The 19,753-nt window shown below is 42.7% G+C and carries 22 protein-coding genes, 1 riboswitch and 1 other annotated feature; of the genes, 19 read left to right on the top strand and 3 right to left on the bottom strand.

Features of this window, described 5'->3' with window-relative positions; all coding sequences use genetic code 11:
• The first annotated feature begins 8 nt into the window (after positions 1-8).
• The 13 genes from mreC (at position 9) to pheA (ending at position 9,416) form a co-directional block, all read left to right on the top strand.
• A complete protein-coding gene (gene mreC, locus BA79_RS06695) occupies positions 9-908 on the top strand; it encodes a rod shape-determining protein MreC (RefSeq protein ID WP_007501536.1) in 900 nt (299 codons plus the stop codon).
• Positions 905-1,423: a rod shape-determining protein MreD gene (gene mreD, locus BA79_RS06690; protein WP_025207721.1), complete on the top strand. Its 519-nt coding sequence runs from the start codon at positions 905-907 to the stop codon at positions 1,421-1,423. The genes mreC and mreD overlap by 4 nt, the downstream gene beginning before the upstream one ends.
• Positions 1,424-1,477: 54 nt before the next feature.
• Positions 1,478-2,161, top strand: coding sequence for a septum site-determining protein MinC (gene minC / locus BA79_RS06685; protein ID WP_007501533.1), 684 nt, complete (start codon positions 1,478-1,480; stop codon positions 2,159-2,161).
• A 2-nt stretch (positions 2,162-2,163) separates the two neighbouring features.
• A complete protein-coding gene (gene minD, locus BA79_RS06680) occupies positions 2,164-2,967 on the top strand; it encodes a septum site-determining protein MinD (RefSeq protein ID WP_017358134.1) in 804 nt (267 codons plus the stop codon).
• A 109-nt stretch (positions 2,968-3,076) separates the two neighbouring features.
• The gene (locus tag BA79_RS06675; protein ID WP_035701746.1) at positions 3,077-3,868 is read left to right on the top strand and encodes a M23 family metallopeptidase; all 792 of its coding nucleotides are present in this window, start codon (positions 3,077-3,079) and stop codon (positions 3,866-3,868) included.
• Positions 3,861-4,730 (top strand): M50 family metallopeptidase, encoded by an 870-nt coding sequence (locus BA79_RS06670; RefSeq protein WP_025207720.1) that lies wholly within the window; start codon positions 3,861-3,863, stop codon positions 4,728-4,730. The genes BA79_RS06675 and BA79_RS06670 overlap by 8 nt, the downstream gene beginning before the upstream one ends.
• A gap of 66 nt (positions 4,731-4,796) precedes the next feature.
• Positions 4,797-4,870, top strand: a sequence feature (ribosomal protein L21 leader region).
• A gap of 12 nt (positions 4,871-4,882) precedes the next feature.
• Positions 4,883-5,191, top strand: coding sequence for a 50S ribosomal protein L21 (rplU, locus tag BA79_RS06665; RefSeq protein WP_003216781.1), 309 nt, complete (start codon positions 4,883-4,885; stop codon positions 5,189-5,191).
• 14 nt (positions 5,192-5,205) lie between these two features.
• The gene (locus BA79_RS06660; RefSeq protein ID WP_007501524.1) at positions 5,206-5,544 is read left to right on the top strand and encodes a ribosomal-processing cysteine protease Prp; all 339 of its coding nucleotides are present in this window, start codon (positions 5,206-5,208) and stop codon (positions 5,542-5,544) included.
• A gap of 12 nt (positions 5,545-5,556) precedes the next feature.
• Positions 5,557-5,841 (top strand): 50S ribosomal protein L27, encoded by a 285-nt coding sequence (gene rpmA, locus BA79_RS06655; RefSeq protein ID WP_003216586.1) that lies wholly within the window; start codon positions 5,557-5,559, stop codon positions 5,839-5,841.
• A gap of 277 nt (positions 5,842-6,118) precedes the next feature.
• Positions 6,119-6,712, top strand: coding sequence for a sporulation initiation phosphotransferase B (locus tag BA79_RS06650; protein WP_007501522.1), 594 nt, complete (start codon positions 6,119-6,121; stop codon positions 6,710-6,712).
• A gap of 21 nt (positions 6,713-6,733) precedes the next feature.
• Positions 6,734-8,020, top strand: a complete 1,287-nt coding sequence (gene obgE / locus BA79_RS06645; protein ID WP_007501521.1) for a GTPase ObgE — start codon at positions 6,734-6,736, stop codon at positions 8,018-8,020.
• 55 nt (positions 8,021-8,075) lie between these two features.
• On the top strand, positions 8,076-8,519 hold the full coding sequence (locus BA79_RS06640; RefSeq protein WP_008342790.1) for an ACT domain-containing protein: 444 nt from the start codon (positions 8,076-8,078) through the stop codon (positions 8,517-8,519).
• 18 nt (positions 8,520-8,537) lie between these two features.
• Positions 8,538-9,416 carry a prephenate dehydratase gene (gene pheA, locus BA79_RS06635; RefSeq protein ID WP_007501516.1) on the top strand — a complete coding sequence of 293 codons (879 nt, stop codon included), beginning with the start codon at positions 8,538-8,540 and terminating at the stop codon, positions 9,414-9,416.
• Positions 9,417-9,440: 24 nt separating this feature from the next.
• Here the strand turns inward: pheA and BA79_RS06630 are convergent, their stop codons facing one another.
• On the bottom strand, positions 9,441-9,980 hold the full coding sequence (locus BA79_RS06630) for a transcription repressor NadR (RefSeq protein WP_017358132.1): 540 nt from the start codon (positions 9,978-9,980) through the stop codon (positions 9,441-9,443).
• Positions 9,981-9,983: 3 nt separating this feature from the next.
• A complete protein-coding gene (locus BA79_RS06625) occupies positions 9,984-11,132 on the bottom strand; it encodes an IscS subfamily cysteine desulfurase (protein ID WP_035701743.1) in 1,149 nt (382 codons plus the stop codon).
• A gap of 92 nt (positions 11,133-11,224) precedes the next feature.
• On the opposite strand from BA79_RS06625, the gene nadB reads away from it, so the two are divergent.
• From nadB to BA79_RS06600, 5 genes are all read left to right on the top strand, one after another.
• A complete protein-coding gene (gene nadB / locus BA79_RS06620; RefSeq protein WP_081826979.1) occupies positions 11,225-12,796 on the top strand; it encodes an L-aspartate oxidase in 1,572 nt (523 codons plus the stop codon).
• On the top strand, positions 12,778-13,641 hold the full coding sequence (gene nadC, locus BA79_RS06615; RefSeq protein ID WP_017358129.1) for a carboxylating nicotinate-nucleotide diphosphorylase: 864 nt from the start codon (positions 12,778-12,780) through the stop codon (positions 13,639-13,641). Before nadB ends, nadC begins: the two co-directional genes overlap by 19 nt.
• Positions 13,628-14,737, top strand: a complete 1,110-nt coding sequence (nadA, locus tag BA79_RS06610; RefSeq protein WP_035701737.1) for a quinolinate synthase NadA — start codon at positions 13,628-13,630, stop codon at positions 14,735-14,737. The genes nadC and nadA overlap by 14 nt, the downstream gene beginning before the upstream one ends.
• A 131-nt stretch (positions 14,738-14,868) precedes the next feature.
• On the top strand, positions 14,869-16,059 hold the full coding sequence (safA, locus tag BA79_RS19800; RefSeq protein ID WP_035701736.1) for a SafA/ExsA family spore coat assembly protein: 1,191 nt from the start codon (positions 14,869-14,871) through the stop codon (positions 16,057-16,059).
• A 133-nt stretch (positions 16,060-16,192) separates the two neighbouring features.
• A complete protein-coding gene (locus BA79_RS06600) occupies positions 16,193-16,813 on the top strand; it encodes a YhcN/YlaJ family sporulation lipoprotein (protein ID WP_035701734.1) in 621 nt (206 codons plus the stop codon).
• Between the two features lie 46 nt (positions 16,814-16,859).
• Here BA79_RS06600 and BA79_RS06595 read toward each other — a convergent pair whose 3' ends face one another.
• The gene (locus tag BA79_RS06595; RefSeq protein ID WP_035701732.1) at positions 16,860-17,492 is read right to left on the bottom strand and encodes a LysE family transporter; all 633 of its coding nucleotides are present in this window, start codon (positions 17,490-17,492) and stop codon (positions 16,860-16,862) included.
• 238 nt (positions 17,493-17,730) lie between these two features.
• A riboswitch (TPP riboswitch) is annotated at positions 17,731-17,840 on the top strand.
• A 126-nt stretch (positions 17,841-17,966) separates the two neighbouring features.
• Here BA79_RS06595 and thiC point away from each other — a divergent pair.
• Positions 17,967-19,727, top strand: a complete 1,761-nt coding sequence (gene thiC / locus BA79_RS06590; protein ID WP_035702165.1) for a phosphomethylpyrimidine synthase ThiC — start codon at positions 17,967-17,969, stop codon at positions 19,725-19,727.
• Positions 19,728-19,753: the final 26 nt, after the last annotated feature.

Genomic DNA, 19,753 nt, shown 5'->3' with positions numbered 1-19,753 from the left:
TGTAAGACATGCCGCAGTTTTTTATGAATAAAAGATTAATGTTGCTCCTTGTCTGTGTCATCGTACTGGTGGCCATGATTGGTTTTTCTGTGAAAAGCGGCAGAGGTGCTTCATGGCCGGAAAAATTAGTGGGGGATACGACAGGCTTTTTTCAAGGTGTCTTTCATAAACCATCACAATTTATTGCCGGTATTTATGGGAACGTACAAGATTTAAAGAACACATATGATGAAAACGAGCGTCTTCGAAAAAAACTTGATGGACAAACCCAATATGAGGCGAAACTTCAAGAACTAGAAGATGAGAACAAAAAGCTTCGCAAGCAGCTCGGATATGTGAACTCTATTCGTGACTACACGCCCATACTTTCAACAGTCATTGCGAGAAACCCGTCCCTTTGGGATAGTTTTGTCATGATTGATAAAGGGAAAAAACAAGGCGTTGAAAAAGATATGGCGGTCACCAATGAGAGTGGTGCGTTAATTGGGAAAATTGAAAGTGATAAGCTCAACAATTTTACGTCGACTGTAAGGTTGCTAAGCTCTACAGATCAAAATAATAGAATTTCAACGAAAATTTTTGCGAAAAAGGGCAAAGAAGAACTCAATGGAATTATTAACGGTTATGACAGCAAGAAAAAAATGCTGACAATGAACATTTTAAAATCCGATGCTGATGGGGATGTCAAAAAAGGAGATCTTGTTGAAACATCTGGAGCAGGGGGCGTATTCCCGCAGGGCTTGACGATTGGGAAGGTAAGCGAAATTGAGCCGGACCATTACGGACTGACAAAAATTATTTATGTAGAACCAGCTGCTGAACTCAATAATTTAGACCGTGTGATTGTTGTGAATCGCAGCACAAGTACGGCAGATGCATCTCAATTAACGAAGGAGGAAGGCTCGTGAAACGTGTCCTTCTTGCTTTCGTCATGTTGTTTATTTTCGTATTTGACAGTATTTTTGTCGATTTAGTGAAGCTCCCATTTGTTTCAGATAATCAAATTTTAGCACCTCATTTCATCTTACTCGCACTTGTATTTATGACAGCTTTTGTGAATCAAAAATATGGTGTGATTTATGGATTTGTCTTTGGACTTTTATATGATATTTCGTATACAGGTATTCTTGGTGTTCATATGTTTGGCTTTGGTGCGCTCTGCTATTTGTTAGCAAAAGCCTTCAAAGTCCTCCAAACGAATATGTTAGTCGTTGTCTTTCTATCGATGATTGCTGTTGCAGTGATGGAGTTTTATGTGTACGGCGTTCAAGCGACGATTCAACCAGGTATTATGCCTTTTAATACGTATGTCATCGAACGCTTTATTCCAACGATTCTTTTAAATACTGCTGCGTCTCTCATACTTGTTGTGCCGCTTAGGCTCTTTTTCATCAATGTGAAACAAGGACTGATCGACGAATAAAAGCAGGAGTTTGTCCAATTACGGCGAAATGAGTATGTTGTTGAGGTGAGCATCTTGAAAACTCAAAAACAGCAGTATGTGACAATAAAAGGTACAAAAAACGGATTAACATTACAGTTAAATGATGACTGTTCGTTTGAAGACCTTCTTTCTGGCTTGCGAGAGGTTCTTTTACTTGAGCAATATACAGACGGAAGAGAAGGACATAAAGTCAATGTGCATATTAAACTTGGTTTTCGATATTTAACAGAGGATCAAGAGGCGCGTTTAACTGAAGCGGTGTCTGAAAATGAACATCTCGTCATTCACTCTATTGAAAGTGACGTCATGTCAACTGAAGAGGCCAGACGTTTAAAAGCAGAGGCTGAGATTACTTCTGTAGCAAAAATTGTACGCTCTGGACAGGTGCTTTATGTCGAAGGGGATCTTTTATTAATAGGAGATGTCAACCCTGGTGGAACTATTCGTGCTGGGGGGAATATTTTTGTGCTCGGTGCATTAAAAGGTGTAGCGCATGCTGGATGTAATGGAAACAAACAAGCTGTGATTGCGGCATCTCATATGATTCCAACCCAGCTTCGCATCGCACAAGTGTTTAACCGTGCACCGGATCAAAAAGAAGATGGAAATGAAATGGAATGTGCTTATTTAGATATAGATGGCAATATGATCATTGAACGCCTGCAGCAATTGGCTCATATAAGACCTAATCTGACAAGGCTTGAGGGAGGAATGTGAAATTGGGCGAGGCTATTGTGATTACCTCAGGAAAAGGCGGCGTTGGCAAAACAACAACATCTGCAAACTTAGGCACAGCACTAGCAATTCAAGGGAAAAAAGTGTGTCTAGTTGATACCGACATCGGCCTTCGGAATTTAGATGTCGTGATGGGGCTTGAAAACCGCATTATTTATGATCTAGTCGATGTAGTAGAAGGAAGATGCAAGATTCACCAAGCGCTTGTGAAGGATAAGCGGTTCGAGGATCTTTTGTATCTTTTACCTGCTGCTCAAACAAGCGATAAAACGGCGGTAGAGCCGGAGCAGATCAAAGAATTAATTCAATCATTGAAACAAGACTTTGATTATGTTGTCATTGATTGCCCTGCTGGAATTGAGCAAGGCTTTAAAAATGCTGTATCAGGTGCTGACAAAGCGATTGTGGTCACGACACCTGAAATCTCAGCTGTGAGAGATGCAGACCGAATTATCGGCTTGCTGGAACAAGAGGATATTGAACCGCCTCGTTTGATTGTGAACCGCATTCGTACACACATGGCGAAAAATGGCGATTCGATGGATGTGGATGAAGTTGTCCATCATTTATCAATTGATCTTCTCGGCATTGTAGCCGATGATGATGATGTCATTAAGGCTTCAAACAATGGTGAACCGATTGTCATGGATGCTAAAAATAAAGTTTCCATTGCGTATCGCAATATTGCTCGCCGCGTACTAGGTGAATCTGTTCCTCTTCAATCCTTTGAAGAAGAAAACAAAGGGATGTTTGCAAAGCTGAAAGCATTTTTCGGTGTAAGGGCATAATGATTCACGTGAGATGAGACCGATTCGATGAGAATCGGTCTTTTTGTTGCATATCATATGAGGTCGCCACATAAAATGTACAAACTGTTTGTATGTAAAGGGTGATCTTATGAAAAGAGTGGACGAGTATCGAAAGAAAATAGCGCAGCGCCGCAAAATGAAGCAGCCAGCTGCTGCCCCTAAGAAGGCAGCTTTCAAGAAGAGAGATGATGTTCCGCCATGGGTCATGTTAACAGAAGAAGAAAAGCATTCTGGCTCGGCTTCCTACGAGTCAACGTCTCACCAAACGAAAAAATTTCGCCATCCGTTATTTCATTCAAATACGTTTGTGCTTAAATGTTTACTTTCTGCCTCTCTTGTACTGATTGCCGCTATTTCATTTAAAGGGCAGGCGGGGCCTTTTCAGCAGCTGAAGCCGATGATCAGTCAAACCTTTGAACAAGATTTTCAATTTGCCGCCGCCAACAGGTGGTTTGAGAAAACTGTCGGAAACCCACTTGCCTTTTTAACCGATAGAAAAGAAGGGCAAAAGGACGTACAAGCCAATCAAGAACTGGCTGTCCCTGCCTCTGGAAAAGTACAGGAATCCTTCACGCAAAATGGTGCCGGAGTCAAAGTTGAAACATCTGCTGAAGCCATCGATAGTATGAAAGAAGGCTATGTCGTAGAAGTGAAAAAGAAAAGTGATACAGGGCTCACAGTCGTGGTGCAGCATGCAGATAACAGCTACAGCTGGTACGGCCAACTAAAAGAAGCTGATGTGGCTTTATACGATTTTGTCGATAAGGGGGAAAAAATTGGTCAAATTGCGCTTGATGAACAAGGGAAGGGGACATATTACTTCGCCATTAAGCAAAATGAACAGTTTATTGATCCCATTCAGGTGATGACCTTTGAATAGATGGCTGCTCATGCTGACAAAGGTCCATGTTCACCCGCTCCTTTGGATAGTCATGGCATTTGCCATGCTATCAGGTCAAATTAAGCCGCTGCTTTGTTTGCTCATCATCGTCTGTGTCCATGAGCTTGGACATGCAGCGGCTGCTTGTTATTATCACTGGCGGATTCGGCGGATTTTTTTACTGCCATTTGGCGGGGCGGTAGAAGTAGAAGAGCATGGCAACCGTCCGCTAAAAGAAGAACTGGCGGTCATTTTATGCGGACCGCTTCAGCATGTCCCGCTCCAGCTCGTCGCCTGGCTTCTCATGGAAGCCTCACTTATTTCATATGACGTCTTTACGATGTTTACTTTTTATAATATAGCGATTTTTCTAGTGAACCTTTTGCCCATTTGGCCGCTTGATGGCGGAAAATTATTCTTTTTGCTCTTATCTGTTTTTTACCCTTTCCAACAGGCACATGCCCTTGCAATAAAAGGCTCACTCATTTTTTTCGGTCTTTTGACAGCAGGGTTACTCTGTTTTGCTCCGCTGCAATTCAACGGCTGGATCCTGCTCACTTTTTTAGCCTACTCGCTTGTGATGGAGCACCGGCAGCGGCATTATATCAGGGTACGTTTTTTACTAGAACGTTATTACGGTAAAAAAGAGCAAAAGGTAGAGAAACTCATTCCGCTGAGAGCCAGTGCTGAGGAGAAAATATATGAAGTGATGGCGCGATTCCAAAGGGGCTGTAAGCATCCCATTATTATCGAACGGAATGGTGTGAAAATGAGCCAGCTCGATGAAAATGAATTGCTCCATGCTTATTTTTCAGATCGAAGAACCACCTCTTCCATGGAAGATCTTCTTTTGCCGTACTAATGGTGAAAATACATTGACATTCAGCGTCTAATTTGATATATTTTTTAATGTTATGGATATGTAGCACCCGTGCTACAACCGCGCGGAGCAGGTGTAAAGTGCCTATTGGCCCCCTGTATTCGGCGAGTCTGAGTTTATTAGGAGGTGCAGAGATGTACGCAATTATCGAAACTGGTGGCAAACAAGTAAAAGTTGAAGAAGGTCAAACTGTTTATGTTGAAAAACTAGCTGCTGAAGCAGGTGAAACAGTTACTTTCGAAAACGTATTGTTTGTCGGCGGAGACACTGTCAAAGTGGGTAACCCTTCAGTTGCTGGAGCAACAGTAACGGCTAAAGTTGAAAAACAAGGTCGCGGTAAAAAAATTACTGTGTTCAAGTACAAACCGAAGAAAAACAACCACAAGAAACAAGGTCATCGTCAACCTTACACTAAAGTTGTTATCGAAAAAATCAACGCTTAAGGCGTGTGAGTGATATGATCAAAGCAACCATTACTCGGTCGCCAGCAGATGAAAGCATTACGTCTTTTCAGATGACTGGACATGCCGAGTTTGCTGAAAAAGGTCAGGATCTCGTTTGTGCAGGTGTATCTGCTGTTGTTTTCGGGTCAGTCAATTCAATTATTGCACTGACAGGAATGGATCCACTGCTTGATATTGGAGATGAAGGCGGGTATTTCTCTTTTGAACTGCCAGCTGATACAGATCCAGTCACCTTTGAAAAAGCCCAGTTGCTTTTAGAAGGCATGGTCGTTTCCTTAGAAACAATTGAACGAGATTATCACGATTATGTGAGAATATCTACAAAAAAATAGGAGGTGAACTTCATGCTTAGATTAGATCTTCAATTTTTCGCATCTAAAAAAGGGGTAGGTTCTACAAAGAACGGACGTGACTCTGAGTCTAAACGTTTAGGCGCTAAACGTGCTGATGGTCAATTCGTAACTGGTGGTTCTATCCTTTATCGTCAACGTGGAACGAAAATCTATCCAGGTGAAAACGTTGGACGCGGAGGCGACGACACTCTTTTCGCTAAAATCGACGGAACAGTTAAATTCGAACGTTTCGGTCGTGACCGTAAAAAAGTGAGCGTATATCCTGCGGCACAATAATTGCTAAAAACTCCGGTCATTGACTGGAGTTTTTTTCACTATTCAGGGAGCTTTTGCGCTTTTTACAAGTAGTACCGAAGATGATAAAAGAAGATGCACTCCATAAATATCAAAGAATGTTTGCTGACTTTGCCTCATTTTCTCCTATACGATCAGAAAAAACAACCTTTCCTCACATAACTAGTGTTTTTCTAAGCTGTCTTCTCTGTTATAATTCAGGGAGACATATTGATGATAAGACTCCTAAAAGAGAGACCAAACGATTGGGAGTGCGATAATGGAAGAGATACCAAGTAAACAAAACGAAAAATTAACTCACGTTGCATTAACGAATGAATTGATCCATCTGCTTAGTCGTTCAAGACACGACTGGATGAATAAATTGCAGTTAATCAAAGGCAACTTGACATTAGAAAAATATGACCGAGTGTTCGAAATAATAGAAGAAATGGTCATTGAAGCACAGCATGAATCCAAACTCTCAAATTTAAAAATTCCCCAATTGGCCTATTACTTTCTAACCTTTAATTGGGAGTCGCATTTTATCACCCTAGAATATGAAGTGCTTGGTGAAACCCGAGACTTATCAGCATATGAATCGCAGCTGCTAACGGTATCACGGGAGTTGTTTTCGATATTCGATCAATCAGTTTGCCAAAAAACTGAAAATCATTTAACGGTCACTTTCCAAACGGATCATGAAGAGAATGATGTGATCTTATATTTTGATTTCAAAGGAAAATTAACAAGTTTGGATGCGTTAAATGCGTTTCATGACGCAAACTATCCATGTATGAGTATAACGCAATTTCATGTGACGAATCATGAGTCCATGATTGAGCTTTGTTTGAGGCAAGAACGAGATATGTGATGCAGAGAAACGGAGGAAGTTATGTTTGTAGATCAGGTTAAAGTGTATGTTAAAGGCGGTGACGGCGGAAACGGTATGGTGGCGTTCCGTCGTGAAAAATATGTGCCAAAAGGCGGGCCAGCTGGCGGCGACGGCGGAAATGGTGCAGATGTAGTATTTGAAGTAGACGAAGGACTTAGAACGTTAATGGACTTTCGTTATAAGCGTCATTTCAAGGCGGACCGCGGTGAGCATGGAATGAGTAAAAACCAGCATGGCCGAAATGCGGAAGAAATGATTGTTAAAGTTCCGCCGGGTACAGTTGTGACAGATGCTGAGACGGAACAAGTACTAGCTGACTTGACAGAGCATGGACAGCGGGCTGTGATTGCCAAAGGTGGACGTGGCGGACGTGGAAATTCACGCTTCGCAACACCAGCAAACCCTGCACCACAGCTGTCTGAAAACGGTGAGCCAGGTAAAGAACGTGACGTCATCTTAGAATTAAAAGTACTTGCAGATGTTGGACTTGTTGGTTTCCCAAGTGTCGGGAAGTCAACGCTGCTTTCGATTGTCTCTTCTGCGAAACCAAAAATTGCGGATTATCATTTTACAACGCTTGTGCCAAACCTCGGAGTTGTTGAAACAGACGATAACCGAAGCTTTGTCATGGCGGATCTGCCAGGACTGATCGAAGGAGCGCACGAAGGTGTTGGCTTAGGTCATCAATTTTTACGCCACATTGAACGTACACGTGTCATTGTCCATGTCATTGATATGTCTGGACTTGAAGGGCGTGACCCATACGAAGATTACGTGACGATTAACGAAGAGCTTGAGCAATACAATATGAGATTGACAGAGCGTCCGCAAATCATTGTAGCGAACAAAATGGACATGCCGGATGCAGCTGACAATCTAGCGGCATTTAAAGAAAAATTAACAGATGACTATAAAGTGTTCCCAATTAGTGCGATCACAAGAGAAGGGCTTCGTGAGCTCTTATTTGAAATCGCCAATCAGCTTGAAACAACACCGGAATTCCCGCTCTACAATGAAGAAGAGCTCTCTGATAACCGTGTGATGTACAAGTTTGATGAAGGAGAAGCAGCATTTGAGATCTCAAGAGATCCTGATGGTACATTTGTCTTAACTGGTAAAGCACTTGAGCGACTGTTTAAGATGACAGATTTCTCAAGAGACGAGTCAGTGAAACGATTCTCTAGACAGCTGCGCGGAATGGGCGTTGATGATGCCCTGCGTGAACGTGGTGCAAAAGATGGAGACATCATTCGTCTGCTTGAATTTGAATTTGAATTTATCGATTGATCAAAAGGAGGGTCCAGTTCATGGGCTCTCCCGTTTTTAAAAGGGGAGAAAACAGGTGAAAGAAGAAACGTTCTATTTAGTAAGAGAGGATGTACTTCCGGATGCGATGCGAAAAACGCTTGAAGTCAAAAAGCTTCTCGATCGCAAAAAAGCGGATTCAGTTGCCGATGCTGTTCAAAAAGCGGATTTAAGCCGCAGTGCTTTTTATAAATATCGAGATGCTGTTTTTCCATTTTATACAATGGTCAAAGAGCAGATCATCACATTGTTTTTCCACCTGGAGGATCGGTCTGGGGCTTTGTCTAGGCTACTGCAAATTGTGGCTGACTCTGGCTGTAATGTGTTATCCATTCACCAAACGATTCCGCTGCAAGGAAGAGCGAATGTCACCTTGTCGATCAGTACGGCCGGCATGGCAGATGATATCAATACAGTCATGAATCAATTAAGAAAACTTGAATTTGTCGAAAAAGTTGAAATTCTAGGTTCTGGGGCGTAAAAGGAGAGATCATAGCAGATGAAGCAATTAACGGTAGGTTACTTTGGACCAGAGGCCACATTTACTCATTTGGCTGTCTGTTCTTGTTTTCCAAAAGATGCAGAGCAGCGGGCTTATGCAACCATTCCGCAATGTATGGATGCCGTGTCAAAGGGAGAAGTAGATTTGGCGGTCGTTCCACTTGAAAATGCACTCGAAGGATCTGTGAACTTAACAATTGATTATTTAATTCATGAGGACGCTTTGTCCATTGTGGGCGAAATGACAGCACCGATTCGCCAGCACCTGCTTGTCCATCCATCGAGAGCGGAGAGCTGGGAGACATTAGATGTGATTCAGTCACATCCGCACGCCATTGCGCAGTGTCATCAATTTTTGAAGAGACAGTTCCCTGATATTCCGCATCGGCCAGTGGAATCAACAGGCTATGCAGCAAAATACATCAGTGAGCATCCAGATGAAGCTGTTGGTGCGATTGCGAATGAAATCGCCGCAAAAACGTACGGATTGACGATTGCGAAAAAAGACATTCATGATTATCCGCACAATCATACACGTTTTGTTATTTTACATAAAGAGGCGAAGGCATCGTTCCCAATGAATTCTGGTTTTTCTTCAAAGCCAAAAACGACCATTGTTGTCAGCCTGCCAAAGGATGATCAGTCTGGTGCATTGCACCGCGTGTTATCAGCTTTTTCATGGCGGAATCTCAATTTGTCCAAAATTGAATCGCGTCCGACAAAAACAGGCCTTGGACACTATTTATTTATCATTGATATCGAAAAAGAGATGGATGATGTACTTGTCCCTGGGGCCATTCAAGAATTAGAAGCGATTGGCTGTGAAGTGAAACTACTCGGCAGCTATCAAACATATGAATTAACGAATGAAAAATAGTGTCCTCTTGGGGACACTATTTTTTTAGTCTTTAATGAGAAATCCAGCGTCATCAAGCGCTTGAATGGCTTGGTCAAGCTGCTTTTGGCTGTATGAAGTAAGGGTATGTAAGTGTACGCCGTCTGTCAGCTCTGATAAGTAGGAGGCGCCCGTATTAGAAATATGATGAACGAAGTCAGCCACTTGTTTGCGCGTACTCACTCGAATAGAGGCCGTCAGCTCCCCGTAGACAGGGTGCTCAATGATCACGTCTTTCACCGTTACACCGTAGTCTACAATCAGTGTCAGCTCCTCTTCTGTACGATGAGGATCGTGCTTGCAAGCGATAATCTGTTCAATTTCAGTTTCCGGTGTATGCTGCGCCATATACACATAGCCTTGGCTTGTGGCAATAATGGGTTCGTTTTTTGCTTTGAGTAATGAAATATCTTGTACAATGACTTGTCGTGAGACAGCGGCTTTTTTAGCTAAAAAACTTCCGGTGAGTGGTGTATCAGTCTCTTGTAGCCACTTTAAAATGGCGTTTCTTCTTTCTTCGCCAATGAGTTTTCTCTCTTGTTCCACGTTTTATGCTCCTTTCTTCTCCTTTTGCAAGCTCTCAAATGTATGCAAAAGCTGATCGATGTCATCCTTTGATGATCCTCGTCCAAATGATAGTCGAATAAATTGAAGGGCATCACGATCTGATACATGTAATGCCTTCACAGCAGGGGAAGGGTGGTGATAACCAGAAGCGCACGCACTTCCTGTGGATATACAAATCCCATGCCGGTTACAAGCTAACATTACATATTGTCCTTCAAACCCTTCAAAAAAACAACCAATAATATGAGGCAGCGTGCGGCGCTGGTCACTTTCTTGCAGCATGCGGACAGACAGCTTCCGTTTTTTTAGCTGCTGAAGAAAATAATCACGAAGCTGAATATCCAGCTGCTGCTGATGCTCTATTTTCAGCATGATTTGCTCGCTCGCGGCAACAAAAGCACCGATGCATGGAACGTTCACTGTCCCTGGGCGTAGACCATTTTCCTGTACAGTATCTTGATATATAGGCTTCCAAGGGACATGTGCCCCCATATAGACAGCACCGGCGCCCTTAGGTGCATACACTTTATGACTCGAAATGGAGAGGGCATCGACCCCAAGTTCTTTAATCGACACATGCATTTTTCCGAATGTCTGCACGGCATCTGTATGAAAAAGAATATCTCTTTCTTTTAAGAGCGTTGCTAATTCAGCTAATGGCTGAATAATCCCAGTTTCTGAGTTGGCATGCTGGATGGATACTAGTCCGGTTTCAGGCAATAGAGCCTGTTTGAGAATCTCCTTTGTGATGATTCCTTCTTGATTCGGTTCTATGACCGTCACCTTCACACCGAGACGCTCCAAGGCATTGACCGCATGATGAACGGAAGGGTGCTCTACTGATGTGGTAATGACATGCTGTTTATGTGGAGGTAGTCCATTTATGATCGATTGAATCGCAAGGATATTGGATTCAGTTCCGCCACTTGTAAAGTAAATACCATCAGGTTCGCCCCCTAGAATCGCTGCAAGTGATTGTCTGCTGTAAGCCAAGATTTCATTTGCTCTTCCTCCTGCATCATGCAGGCTGCTCGCATTTCCGTAACATTCTTTGCTCAACTGCTGAAATACATGCAGTGAATCCTCAGAAACAGGTGTAGAAGCTGCATAATCTAAATAAATCAAATCCATCCATCTCCTGTGTGAAAATTTTTTCTTGTATTTATTGTAGTGTTGTGTAATGATATGTGTCAAGACAGGTGTAAATGACAGGAGGGGCAATTGTGTCATCTATCAAAAAAGTCATTGTGGTGGGGTCGGGCATTGCGGCTCTTTCCTTTGTGAATACGATCTCAGAGAACTGCCAAGTCATTATGATGACAAAAAAACAATTTTCCTCTAGTAATTCCATGCTCGCACAAGGGGGAATTGCTGCAGCCTTTTCTTCACATGATTCTGTCGATCAGCATGTGCAAGACACTTTAGCTGCGGGGTGTGGTCACAATGATGACAAAACTGTACAGGAGATCGTCCGTCATGGAAAAGATCTTGTAAAGAAGCTCGTAGAAGAGGGCTGCCCATTTGATCGAGATGAAACGGGAATTCCGCAGTTAGGTAAAGAGGGAGCCCATACGACCCATCGTATTCTGCATGCAGGGGGAGATCAAACAGGAAAAACCCTCGTGCAGTTTTTGAAAGGGAAGCTCGGCTCACACATTCATGTATATGAAAACCATTATGTCATGGATCTATTAGTTCATGAAGGGGTATGTACCGGTGTCGTGTGGAAAGACGAAAAAGGTCATGTACATACAATGACCGCAGATGCAGTTGTATTATCCACTGGCGGCTGTGGGTCCTTATATGAAACAAACACAAATGATCCGTCTGTGACAGGAGACGGTCTGATGATGGCCTATCGCGCAGGGGCACAGCTAGTAGATCTCGAATTTGTGCAATTCCATCCGACCCTTTTGACCACTTCAGGTAAAGCGATCGGTCTCGTATCAGAGGCAGTCAGGGGAGAGGGCGCCTATTTAGAAGATGAATCAGGCAGGCGGATCATGGAAGGAATTCACCCGCAGAGCGATTTAGCGCCTAGAGATGTGGTGGCAAGGACCATTTTCCATGAGCAGCAACTCGGTCATTCCATTTATCTGAACATCCGTGATATTCCGTATTTTTCTGCACGTTTTCCTGCGATTGCTTCAATGTGTCAGCGTGCGGGAGTTGATATGGCAAGCAGAAGGCTGCCAGTTTCACCCGGTATGCACTTTTTAATGGGTGGAATTAAGGTGAATGAACATGGAGAAACAACAGTTCCATCACTTTTTGCCATTGGTGAAGCAGCTTGTACAGGTTTACACGGCGCCAATCGATTGGCAAGTAATTCGCTCTTAGAAGGTCTCGTTTTAGGAAACAACGCAGCACGGTATATTGAGCGGTTGCAAGCCCGGCAAGATAAAAACCTTGCTCCTTCCATTCAAGAAGTATGGTCTGTCCCAACGGTGTCACTGGCTCAGCTCAGAAAATGGATGACAGCATATGCCGCAATTGTGAGAGATGAGAAAGGCTTACAGACTTTGCTCGATCATTTAGAACAAGTCTCTTTTCAGCAAATCAATGTGAAGAATATCACAAATGAACAGATCGAAATAACGAATCAATGGGCTTTAGCCATGTGCCTTGTCAAATCCGCATTACTCCGAACAGAAAGCAGGGGCGGTCATTATCGCACCGATTATCCAAATCGGCACGATGCTTCGTGGCGAGCAAAACAGATTGTACATGAACAGGGCCATATTTACATCGTAAAAAATGAAAGGATTGGTGCCAAATGGAACGTTTACAGTTAAAGCAAATGCTCACTCATTTTTTAAAAGAAGATATTGGGTTTGGAGATGTATCCGCTGATGCCATCTTTGGAGACAAGAAAGGAACAGCTTACATCATGGCGAAACAATCAGGCGTATTGGCCGGGACACAAGTCATTGATATGGGATACAAACTGCTGAATGAACAAGTTCAAACTGAGCTGTTTTTCCAGGAAGGTGATTGGATTCATGAAGGGGCTGTACTGGCACAAATAACAGGCCCCGTCAACGATTTGCTGAAAGGGGAGCGGGTGGTGTTGAATATCCTACAAAGAATGACAGGGATTGCTACACTAACGCATGAAGCAGTAGAGCGATTAGCTGATCCATCTATTACGATTTGTGATACGAGAAAGACGACACCCGGTTTGCGCATGCTGGAGAAGTATGCAGTAAAAGTCGGAGGCGGAAAGAATCATCGTTTCGGCTTATCCGATGGGGTGATGATTAAAGATAATCATATTGCGGCTTGTGGTTCTATCAGGGAAGCTGTGGAAAAAGCAAGAGCATACGCCGGTCATATGGTGAAAATTGAAGTGGAAATTGAATCAGAAGCACAGCTGATGGAAGCCATTGAAGCCAAAGCAGATGTCATCATGTTTGACAACTGCTCTCCAGACGAAGTGAAGCGCTTTAAACAAATGACCCCTGAAACCATATTGACTGAGGCATCAGGCGGCATCACGTTAGAGAATGTGGCTAACTACCGGGGGACAGGTGTAGACCTTATTTCACTTGGATTCCTCACACATTCTGCTCCATCATTCGATTTTAGTATGAATATGGAATTCAGCCATAAAGGGGGAACGACTCATGTCCATGCTTGATGTGTTAGCAGCGCAACATACAGCCATGATGCCAGATGAATATAAACTGCGCTCTTATGATGAAATGAAAGAGAGAGTATTAGAGATTAAACGCGCCTTTGGATCAAAGCTTTTTATACCGGGTCATCATTATCAAAAAGATGAAGTCATCCAATTTGCTGATGTGACAGGTGATTCATTGCAGCTTGCACAAATTGCTGCTGACAATCACGAAGCAGAATACATTGTATTTTGCGGGGTTCATTTTATGGCAGAAACGGCCGATATGCTATCAAAAAAGAATCAGCACGTCTTTTTGCCAGATATGAGAGCAGGTTGTTCAATGGCAGATATGGCGAATATGAAACAAACAGACAGGGCGTGGGATCAGCTCACTGAGCTGTTTGGAGATACGATCCTTCCACTGACTTATGTAAACTCAACGGCTGATATTAAAGCATTTGTCGGCAAACATGGCGGATCGACTGTCACATCTTCAAACGCTAAAAAAGTATTGGAGTGGGCGCTGACCCAAAAAGAGCGAATTCTTTTTCTTCCTGATCAGCATTTAGGGCGTAACACGGCCTATGATTTAGGGATTCCGCTAGAGGAAATGGCTGTCTGGGATCAAATAGAAGAAAAGCTCATCACCGATCAACCGCTTCATCGAATTAAAATGATTTTATGGAAAGGTCATTGCTCTGTTCATGAGAAATTTACCATTGAGAATATTGAACAAACGAGAAAACGAGACCGTGACATACAGATTCTTGTTCATCCAGAGTGTACGCATGAAGTCGTAAAGGCATCTGATCTAGCTGGTTCAACGAAATTTATTATTGATACGATCAAGCAGGCACCAGCAGGAAGCAAGTGGGCCATTGGAACAGAAATGAATTTAGTGAAACGCATCATTGACCAGCACCCTGACAAACAAATCGAATCCCTCAATCCAGATATGTGTCCATGTTTGACAATGAACCGTATTGACCTGCCTCATCTACTATGGTCACTTGAAAGCATTGAAAAAGGGGAGCCAGTCGGTTTGATTCAAGTGAATGAAGAGACGACAAAAGAGGCATTGCTCGCTTTAAATAAGATGCTGACCATTAAATAATGAAGTGTCCCCTCCTATCAGAAAACAAGTTTTTATCATATCGGCTTGTAAATAGGCATAAATTTATGTTGAAACATATTGTACTTCTGACATAACCGCTACGTTCACGTTTTGCATAGGAGGGGAAAACGTTGAAAATTCATATTGTGCAAAAAGGAGACTCCCTTTGGAAAATTTCAAAGAAGTACGGAGTCGACTTTCAAGAATTGAAAAAATTAAATTCGCAGCTCAGTAATCCAGATTTGATTATGCCAGGAATGAAAATCAAAATTCCATCTAGTGGTGTTCCTGTCAAAACCGATCATCACAAAGCAAAAGAAATGCCAAAAGCAAAAGAACACCCGTATGTAAAAGAAAAGCCAAAGGATGTCGTGCAAGTTCAAGATACGAAGCCGAAGGAAAAGCCGAATGAACCGGTACCTTATGTGCCACCAGTACCAAAGATTGAACAGCCAGTTTTTCCACAAGTTGATGTAAACTATTATCAGACGAATCTCTACCAGCCATTCACGCCTCCTCCCAAAAAAGAACATCATGAGAAAAAAGATCACGTTCATGAAAAGAAAGATCATGTTCATGAGAAAAAGGATCATAAAGATCACAAGGACCATTTTCATCATGAAAATAAGGATCATTTCAAAGATGAAGTGGCAAAGGGATATGATCCATTCATTCATATCCCACATCAAAAAGAGGAGGGAAAAGATATGGAACATAGTAATTACCCAAACCTTCCTAATTTCCCGCAAATGCCGAATGTTGGAGGGGCAGCAGTAGGGGGCATGGCTGAAAATAAAGAGCATCACCACCATCATCAAGAGTCATATGATCCTTATTATGGTTATGGTCATTACATGCCAGCAATGTATCCATATCCGCAGCAAATGGTACCCGCTTCTCCTATTTTACCGGGATCAGGCCTTTGTTATCCGGTACAGCCGTATTATCACCATCACATGATGCCGTATCCTTACCCGGCGGCTCAGCCTTATTATCCTGCGTATCAAGCACCGGCTTATTACGGTGAACATCATGAGCATCATGCAAACGACGGGCATCACTGGCACCACCATATGCATCCAAATGCAGGAGCGAATGCGAATGCCAATCAAGGCTTTTATCCAAACGCTCCAAATGAAGCATATGGCAAGGAAGACTGCGGATGCGATGATGGGATGAAGCATCATCAGCCATGGCCTGGACATTATCCAAATCCTGTTCCATATGGTCAAATGGGTGCTTATCCAGCTCAGCCTTATATGCAGCAGCCTTATCAAAACCCATCTGTTTTTGCAAGACCAGAAGAAGACGAAGAAGATTAATGACACAAGGGACGATCTCAATCGTTCCTTTTTTTGTTTATAACTGACAGCTTGTTTTTGTCCTCAACTGTACATGCTAATACAGAGCCTGTTTTGCGCTCATGAGATTCAATTTGTACAGGGGGTTTTTCGTTTGAGACAAAAATGGCAAAAAACAATCGCCTTAGTGCTTCTACCTATTGGATTAACGGCATGTGGTACAAATAACAATGCGGGTGTAGATACACGTCATAATCAATCTGGCCAGCCAGTTGGATACCACTCCAATCAACAGGCAACAGACAACAATCAAGATCATCAAGGACCGGTTTCTGAGCTTATGGAGGGAATGAATGGAAGAAATACAACGAATGTTGATGATCGTTCACGCCCTACACAGGATCAAGTGAGAATGCCGCTTACTGGTGGAGATGGACGCTACAGTCATGGAGATATGAACTATCATAACCAAATGTCGTTCTCTGGCTACGATAAACAAGAGAACATCCAGCGTTCAAGAAAAATTGCCAACCGAGTGAACAAAATGAACCATGTGACAGACTCACAAGTCATGGTGACGGATGAAAATGTGTATATTGCTCTTAAAACAGATGGGCGCTTGACATCAGAGGGTGTATCACAAGTAGAAGAAGCAGCGAATCGTTATGCAGATGGTAGAGCTGTCCAAGTCATTAAAGACGAAGGCGCATTTACACGCTTCAGAGATATGAGAAAAACGCAATTTGAAACAGGTCAGACAGGCATGACCCGATAGGCTGGAATAAAAAAGGCTAAAGTTCATGACGAACTTTAGCCTTTCTTTAAAAATAAACTTTGATCCCGATATAAAATTCATAAAAGAAATAACAGCCAAATCCAAGTAATAAAATACCGGCAATAATGGATGTCCACTTAATCATTGTTCGATTCATCACTTTTCTTGTTAGGGAAACAATCGTGAGAAGACCGATGTCATGAAGAAGAATCCCTGCCAAAATACCCGCAGCAGCCAATATAAATTCAGATGAATTTGTATTCGTATAAGCATCTGCCAGTACAGCACCAAACACAGATACCCAGAACACAAGGTTTCCAGGGGATACCGCGACGAGCAACCCATTTCGGTATGTTTTGGTGAATGATTTATTCACTTTTTCTCCTGCTAAATGGATGTCTTGATCCGCATTTTTAATCGAATCGTAGGCAAGAATCATTAAAAAGATGGCACCGATCAGCCAGAGCGGAATTTGGATAAAGGGCAAAGATAAAAATTGAGCAAATCCAGCATATAAAGCCAAGATGAGCAATATATCGATGGTCATACCACCAGCGCCTACAGTTAATCCATGAAAGAATCCGTTTTTTAATCCCTGCTTTGTCATTTCAACCGTGATCGCTCCAACAGGTAGAGCAATTGAGAATCCAACGACGATAAATGTAAGAAATGTTTGCAATCGACTAGAACTTCCTTTGAATCATGTTTGTATAAAAATTCTCCGTTTAGATTAATTATACATATTAGGAGAAAAGGATCAATGATTATTTCTGATTTAATCGAAATGAGAGAGATAAATCGTGTATAGAAAGATGTATATCGTGAAGATCGTGTATTCATTGTAGGGGAAAGGAACTATTTTCCTGAAACTTCTTTTTTTCATTTCTCAGCTATGCTACACTGTTGTGGAAATCAATATAAGTGACTAGGGGTGCCCGGAAATGCGGGCTGAGAGAGAAGACAAGCTTCTTAACCCTTTGGACCTGATCTGGCTCGTACCAGCGTGGGGAAGTTGAAGATGATACATGTGCCATATGAATGGCATACATGTTTTTTTCTGACGACGAAACCAGGTTCTTTACATAGAATCTGGTTTTTTGCTGGTGCTGATTCCATCCTGACCGGTCACACGAAAAGAAGGAGAGAACAGCAAATGAATGAAAAGACAAATGTTCCATCAACGCAATCTTTATTATCAAACTTTGAAGGCAGTCGAAAGGTATATGAACAAGGCTCGAGACCTGACATTTTGGTGCCAAAAAGAGAAATCGTGCTCACAAATACAGTGACACAAGCAGGTGATATCCAAAATGAACCGATTCGTGTGTACGATACAAGTGGACCGTATACAGATGAGGAGGCTCATATTGATGTCACAAAGGGATTAAAGCGCCTGAGATCAGTATGGATTAAAGAAAGAGAAGATACTGAAAGCTATGAAGGGCGTCAAGTAAAGCCAGAAGATAATGGATATCGCTTGAACGGGAAAGAATCCTTTCAAGCTGCCCAGACAGATTTTCATCATATACCGCTCCGCGGGAAACAAGGTGCTTGTGTGACGCAAATGCATTATGCAAAAAAGGGCATCATTACGCCTGAAATGGAGTTTATCGCTTTGAGAGAACAGCTAAGTCCTGAGTTTGTTAGAGAGGAAGTGGCTAGTGGAAGAGCGGTCATTCCAGCTAATATCAACCATCCTGAAAGTGAGCCGATGATCATCGGGAAGAATTTCCACGTGAAAATTAATGCGAATATTGGCAATTCAGCTGTGACGTCGTCCATTGAAGAAGAGGTGGAGAAGATGACATGGGCAATTAGATGGGGGGCAGATACGATGATGGACCTGTCTACAGGAAAGGACATTCACACAACGAGAGAATGGATTATCCGCAATTGCCCAGTCCCAGTAGGAACGGTTCCAATTTATCAGGCACTTGAAAAAGTGAATGGAATCGCAGAAAATTTGACGTGGGAAGTATACCGAGACACATTAATTGAACAGGCAGAGCAAGGGGTTGACTACTTCACCATTCATGCGGGCGTCCTGTTAAGGTATATTCCGCTCACAGTCGACCGGGTCACTGGAATTGTTTCAAGAGGCGGAGCCATTATGGCAAGATGGTGTCTCGCTCATCATCAAGAGAACTTTCTGTATACCCATTTTGAAGAAATTTGTGAAATCATGAAAACATATGACATTGCCTTTTCGCTTGGGGACGGGCTCAGACCTGGATCCATTGCGGACGCAAATGACGAAGCGCAGTTTGCAGAGCTGGAAACGTTAGGGGAATTGACAGAGATCGCTTGGAAACATGATGTACAGGTCATGATTGAAGGACCTGGTCATGTTCCAATGGATAAAATCAAAGAGAATGTCGATAAGCAGATGGAGATATGCAAAGAGGCACCTTTTTATACGTTAGGTCCTCTAACAACAGATATTGCACCGGGATATGATCATATTACATCCGCGATCGGTGCGGCGATGATCGGCTGGTATGGAACAGCCATGCTGTGCTATGTGACACCAAAAGAGCATTTAGGTCTGCCGAACAAAGAAGATGTAAGAGAAGGTGTCATCGCCTATAAAATCGCCGCACATGCAGCTGATGTAGCAAAAGGACATCCTGCTGCTCAAAAGCGTGATGATGCCTTATCAAAAGCGAGATTTGAATTCAGATGGCGGGATCAATTTCATCTGTCACTTGACCCAGAACGAGCGCTGGCATTCCATGATGAAACATTGCCTGCTGAAGGTGCTAAAACCGCTCATTTCTGTTCCATGTGTGGACCAAAGTTTTGCAGTATGAAAATATCCCATGACATCCGCAACCAATCAGAAGAAGTGAAAAGAGAGATGGAGAAGAAGGCAAAAGAGTTTATCAATCAAGGCAGTCAAATCTATCAATCCTAAAAAAACCTCGCACTCCTCTAGTGCGG

The sequence above is a fragment of the Bacillus altitudinis 41KF2b genome (genome assembly GCF_000691145.1).
Classification (GTDB): domain Bacteria; phylum Bacillota; class Bacilli; order Bacillales; family Bacillaceae; genus Bacillus; species Bacillus altitudinis.
This window is presented reverse-complemented; position numbering and strand designations above follow the sequence as displayed.

Bases quoted from the DNA above. Each gene is read 5' to 3' on its own strand.
- mreC (WP_007501536.1), top strand. From the start codon at position 9: ATGCCGCAGTTTTTTATGAATAAAAGATTAATGTTGCTCCTTGTCTGT.
- BA79_RS06675 (WP_035701746.1), top strand. From the start codon at position 3,077: ATGAAAAGAGTGGACGAGTATCGAAAGAAAATAGCGCAGCGCCGCAAA.
- rplU (WP_003216781.1), top strand. From the start codon at position 4,883: ATGTACGCAATTATCGAAACTGGTGGCAAACAAGTAAAAGTTGAAGAA.
- BA79_RS06660 (WP_007501524.1), top strand. From the start codon at position 5,206: ATGATCAAAGCAACCATTACTCGGTCGCCAGCAGATGAAAGCATTACG.
- rpmA (WP_003216586.1), top strand. From the start codon at position 5,557: ATGCTTAGATTAGATCTTCAATTTTTCGCATCTAAAAAAGGGGTAGGT.
- BA79_RS06650 (WP_007501522.1), top strand. From the start codon at position 6,119: ATGGAAGAGATACCAAGTAAACAAAACGAAAAATTAACTCACGTTGCA.
- obgE (WP_007501521.1), top strand. From the start codon at position 6,734: ATGTTTGTAGATCAGGTTAAAGTGTATGTTAAAGGCGGTGACGGCGGA.
- pheA (WP_007501516.1), top strand. From the start codon at position 8,538: ATGAAGCAATTAACGGTAGGTTACTTTGGACCAGAGGCCACATTTACT.
- BA79_RS06625 (WP_035701743.1), bottom strand. From the start codon at position 11,132: ATGGATTTGATTTATTTAGATTATGCAGCTTCTACACCTGTTTCTGAG.
- nadC (WP_017358129.1), top strand. From the start codon at position 12,778: ATGGAACGTTTACAGTTAAAGCAAATGCTCACTCATTTTTTAAAAGAA.
- nadA (WP_035701737.1), top strand. From the start codon at position 13,628: ATGTCCATGCTTGATGTGTTAGCAGCGCAACATACAGCCATGATGCCA.
- thiC (WP_035702165.1), top strand. From the start codon at position 17,967: ATGAATGAAAAGACAAATGTTCCATCAACGCAATCTTTATTATCAAAC.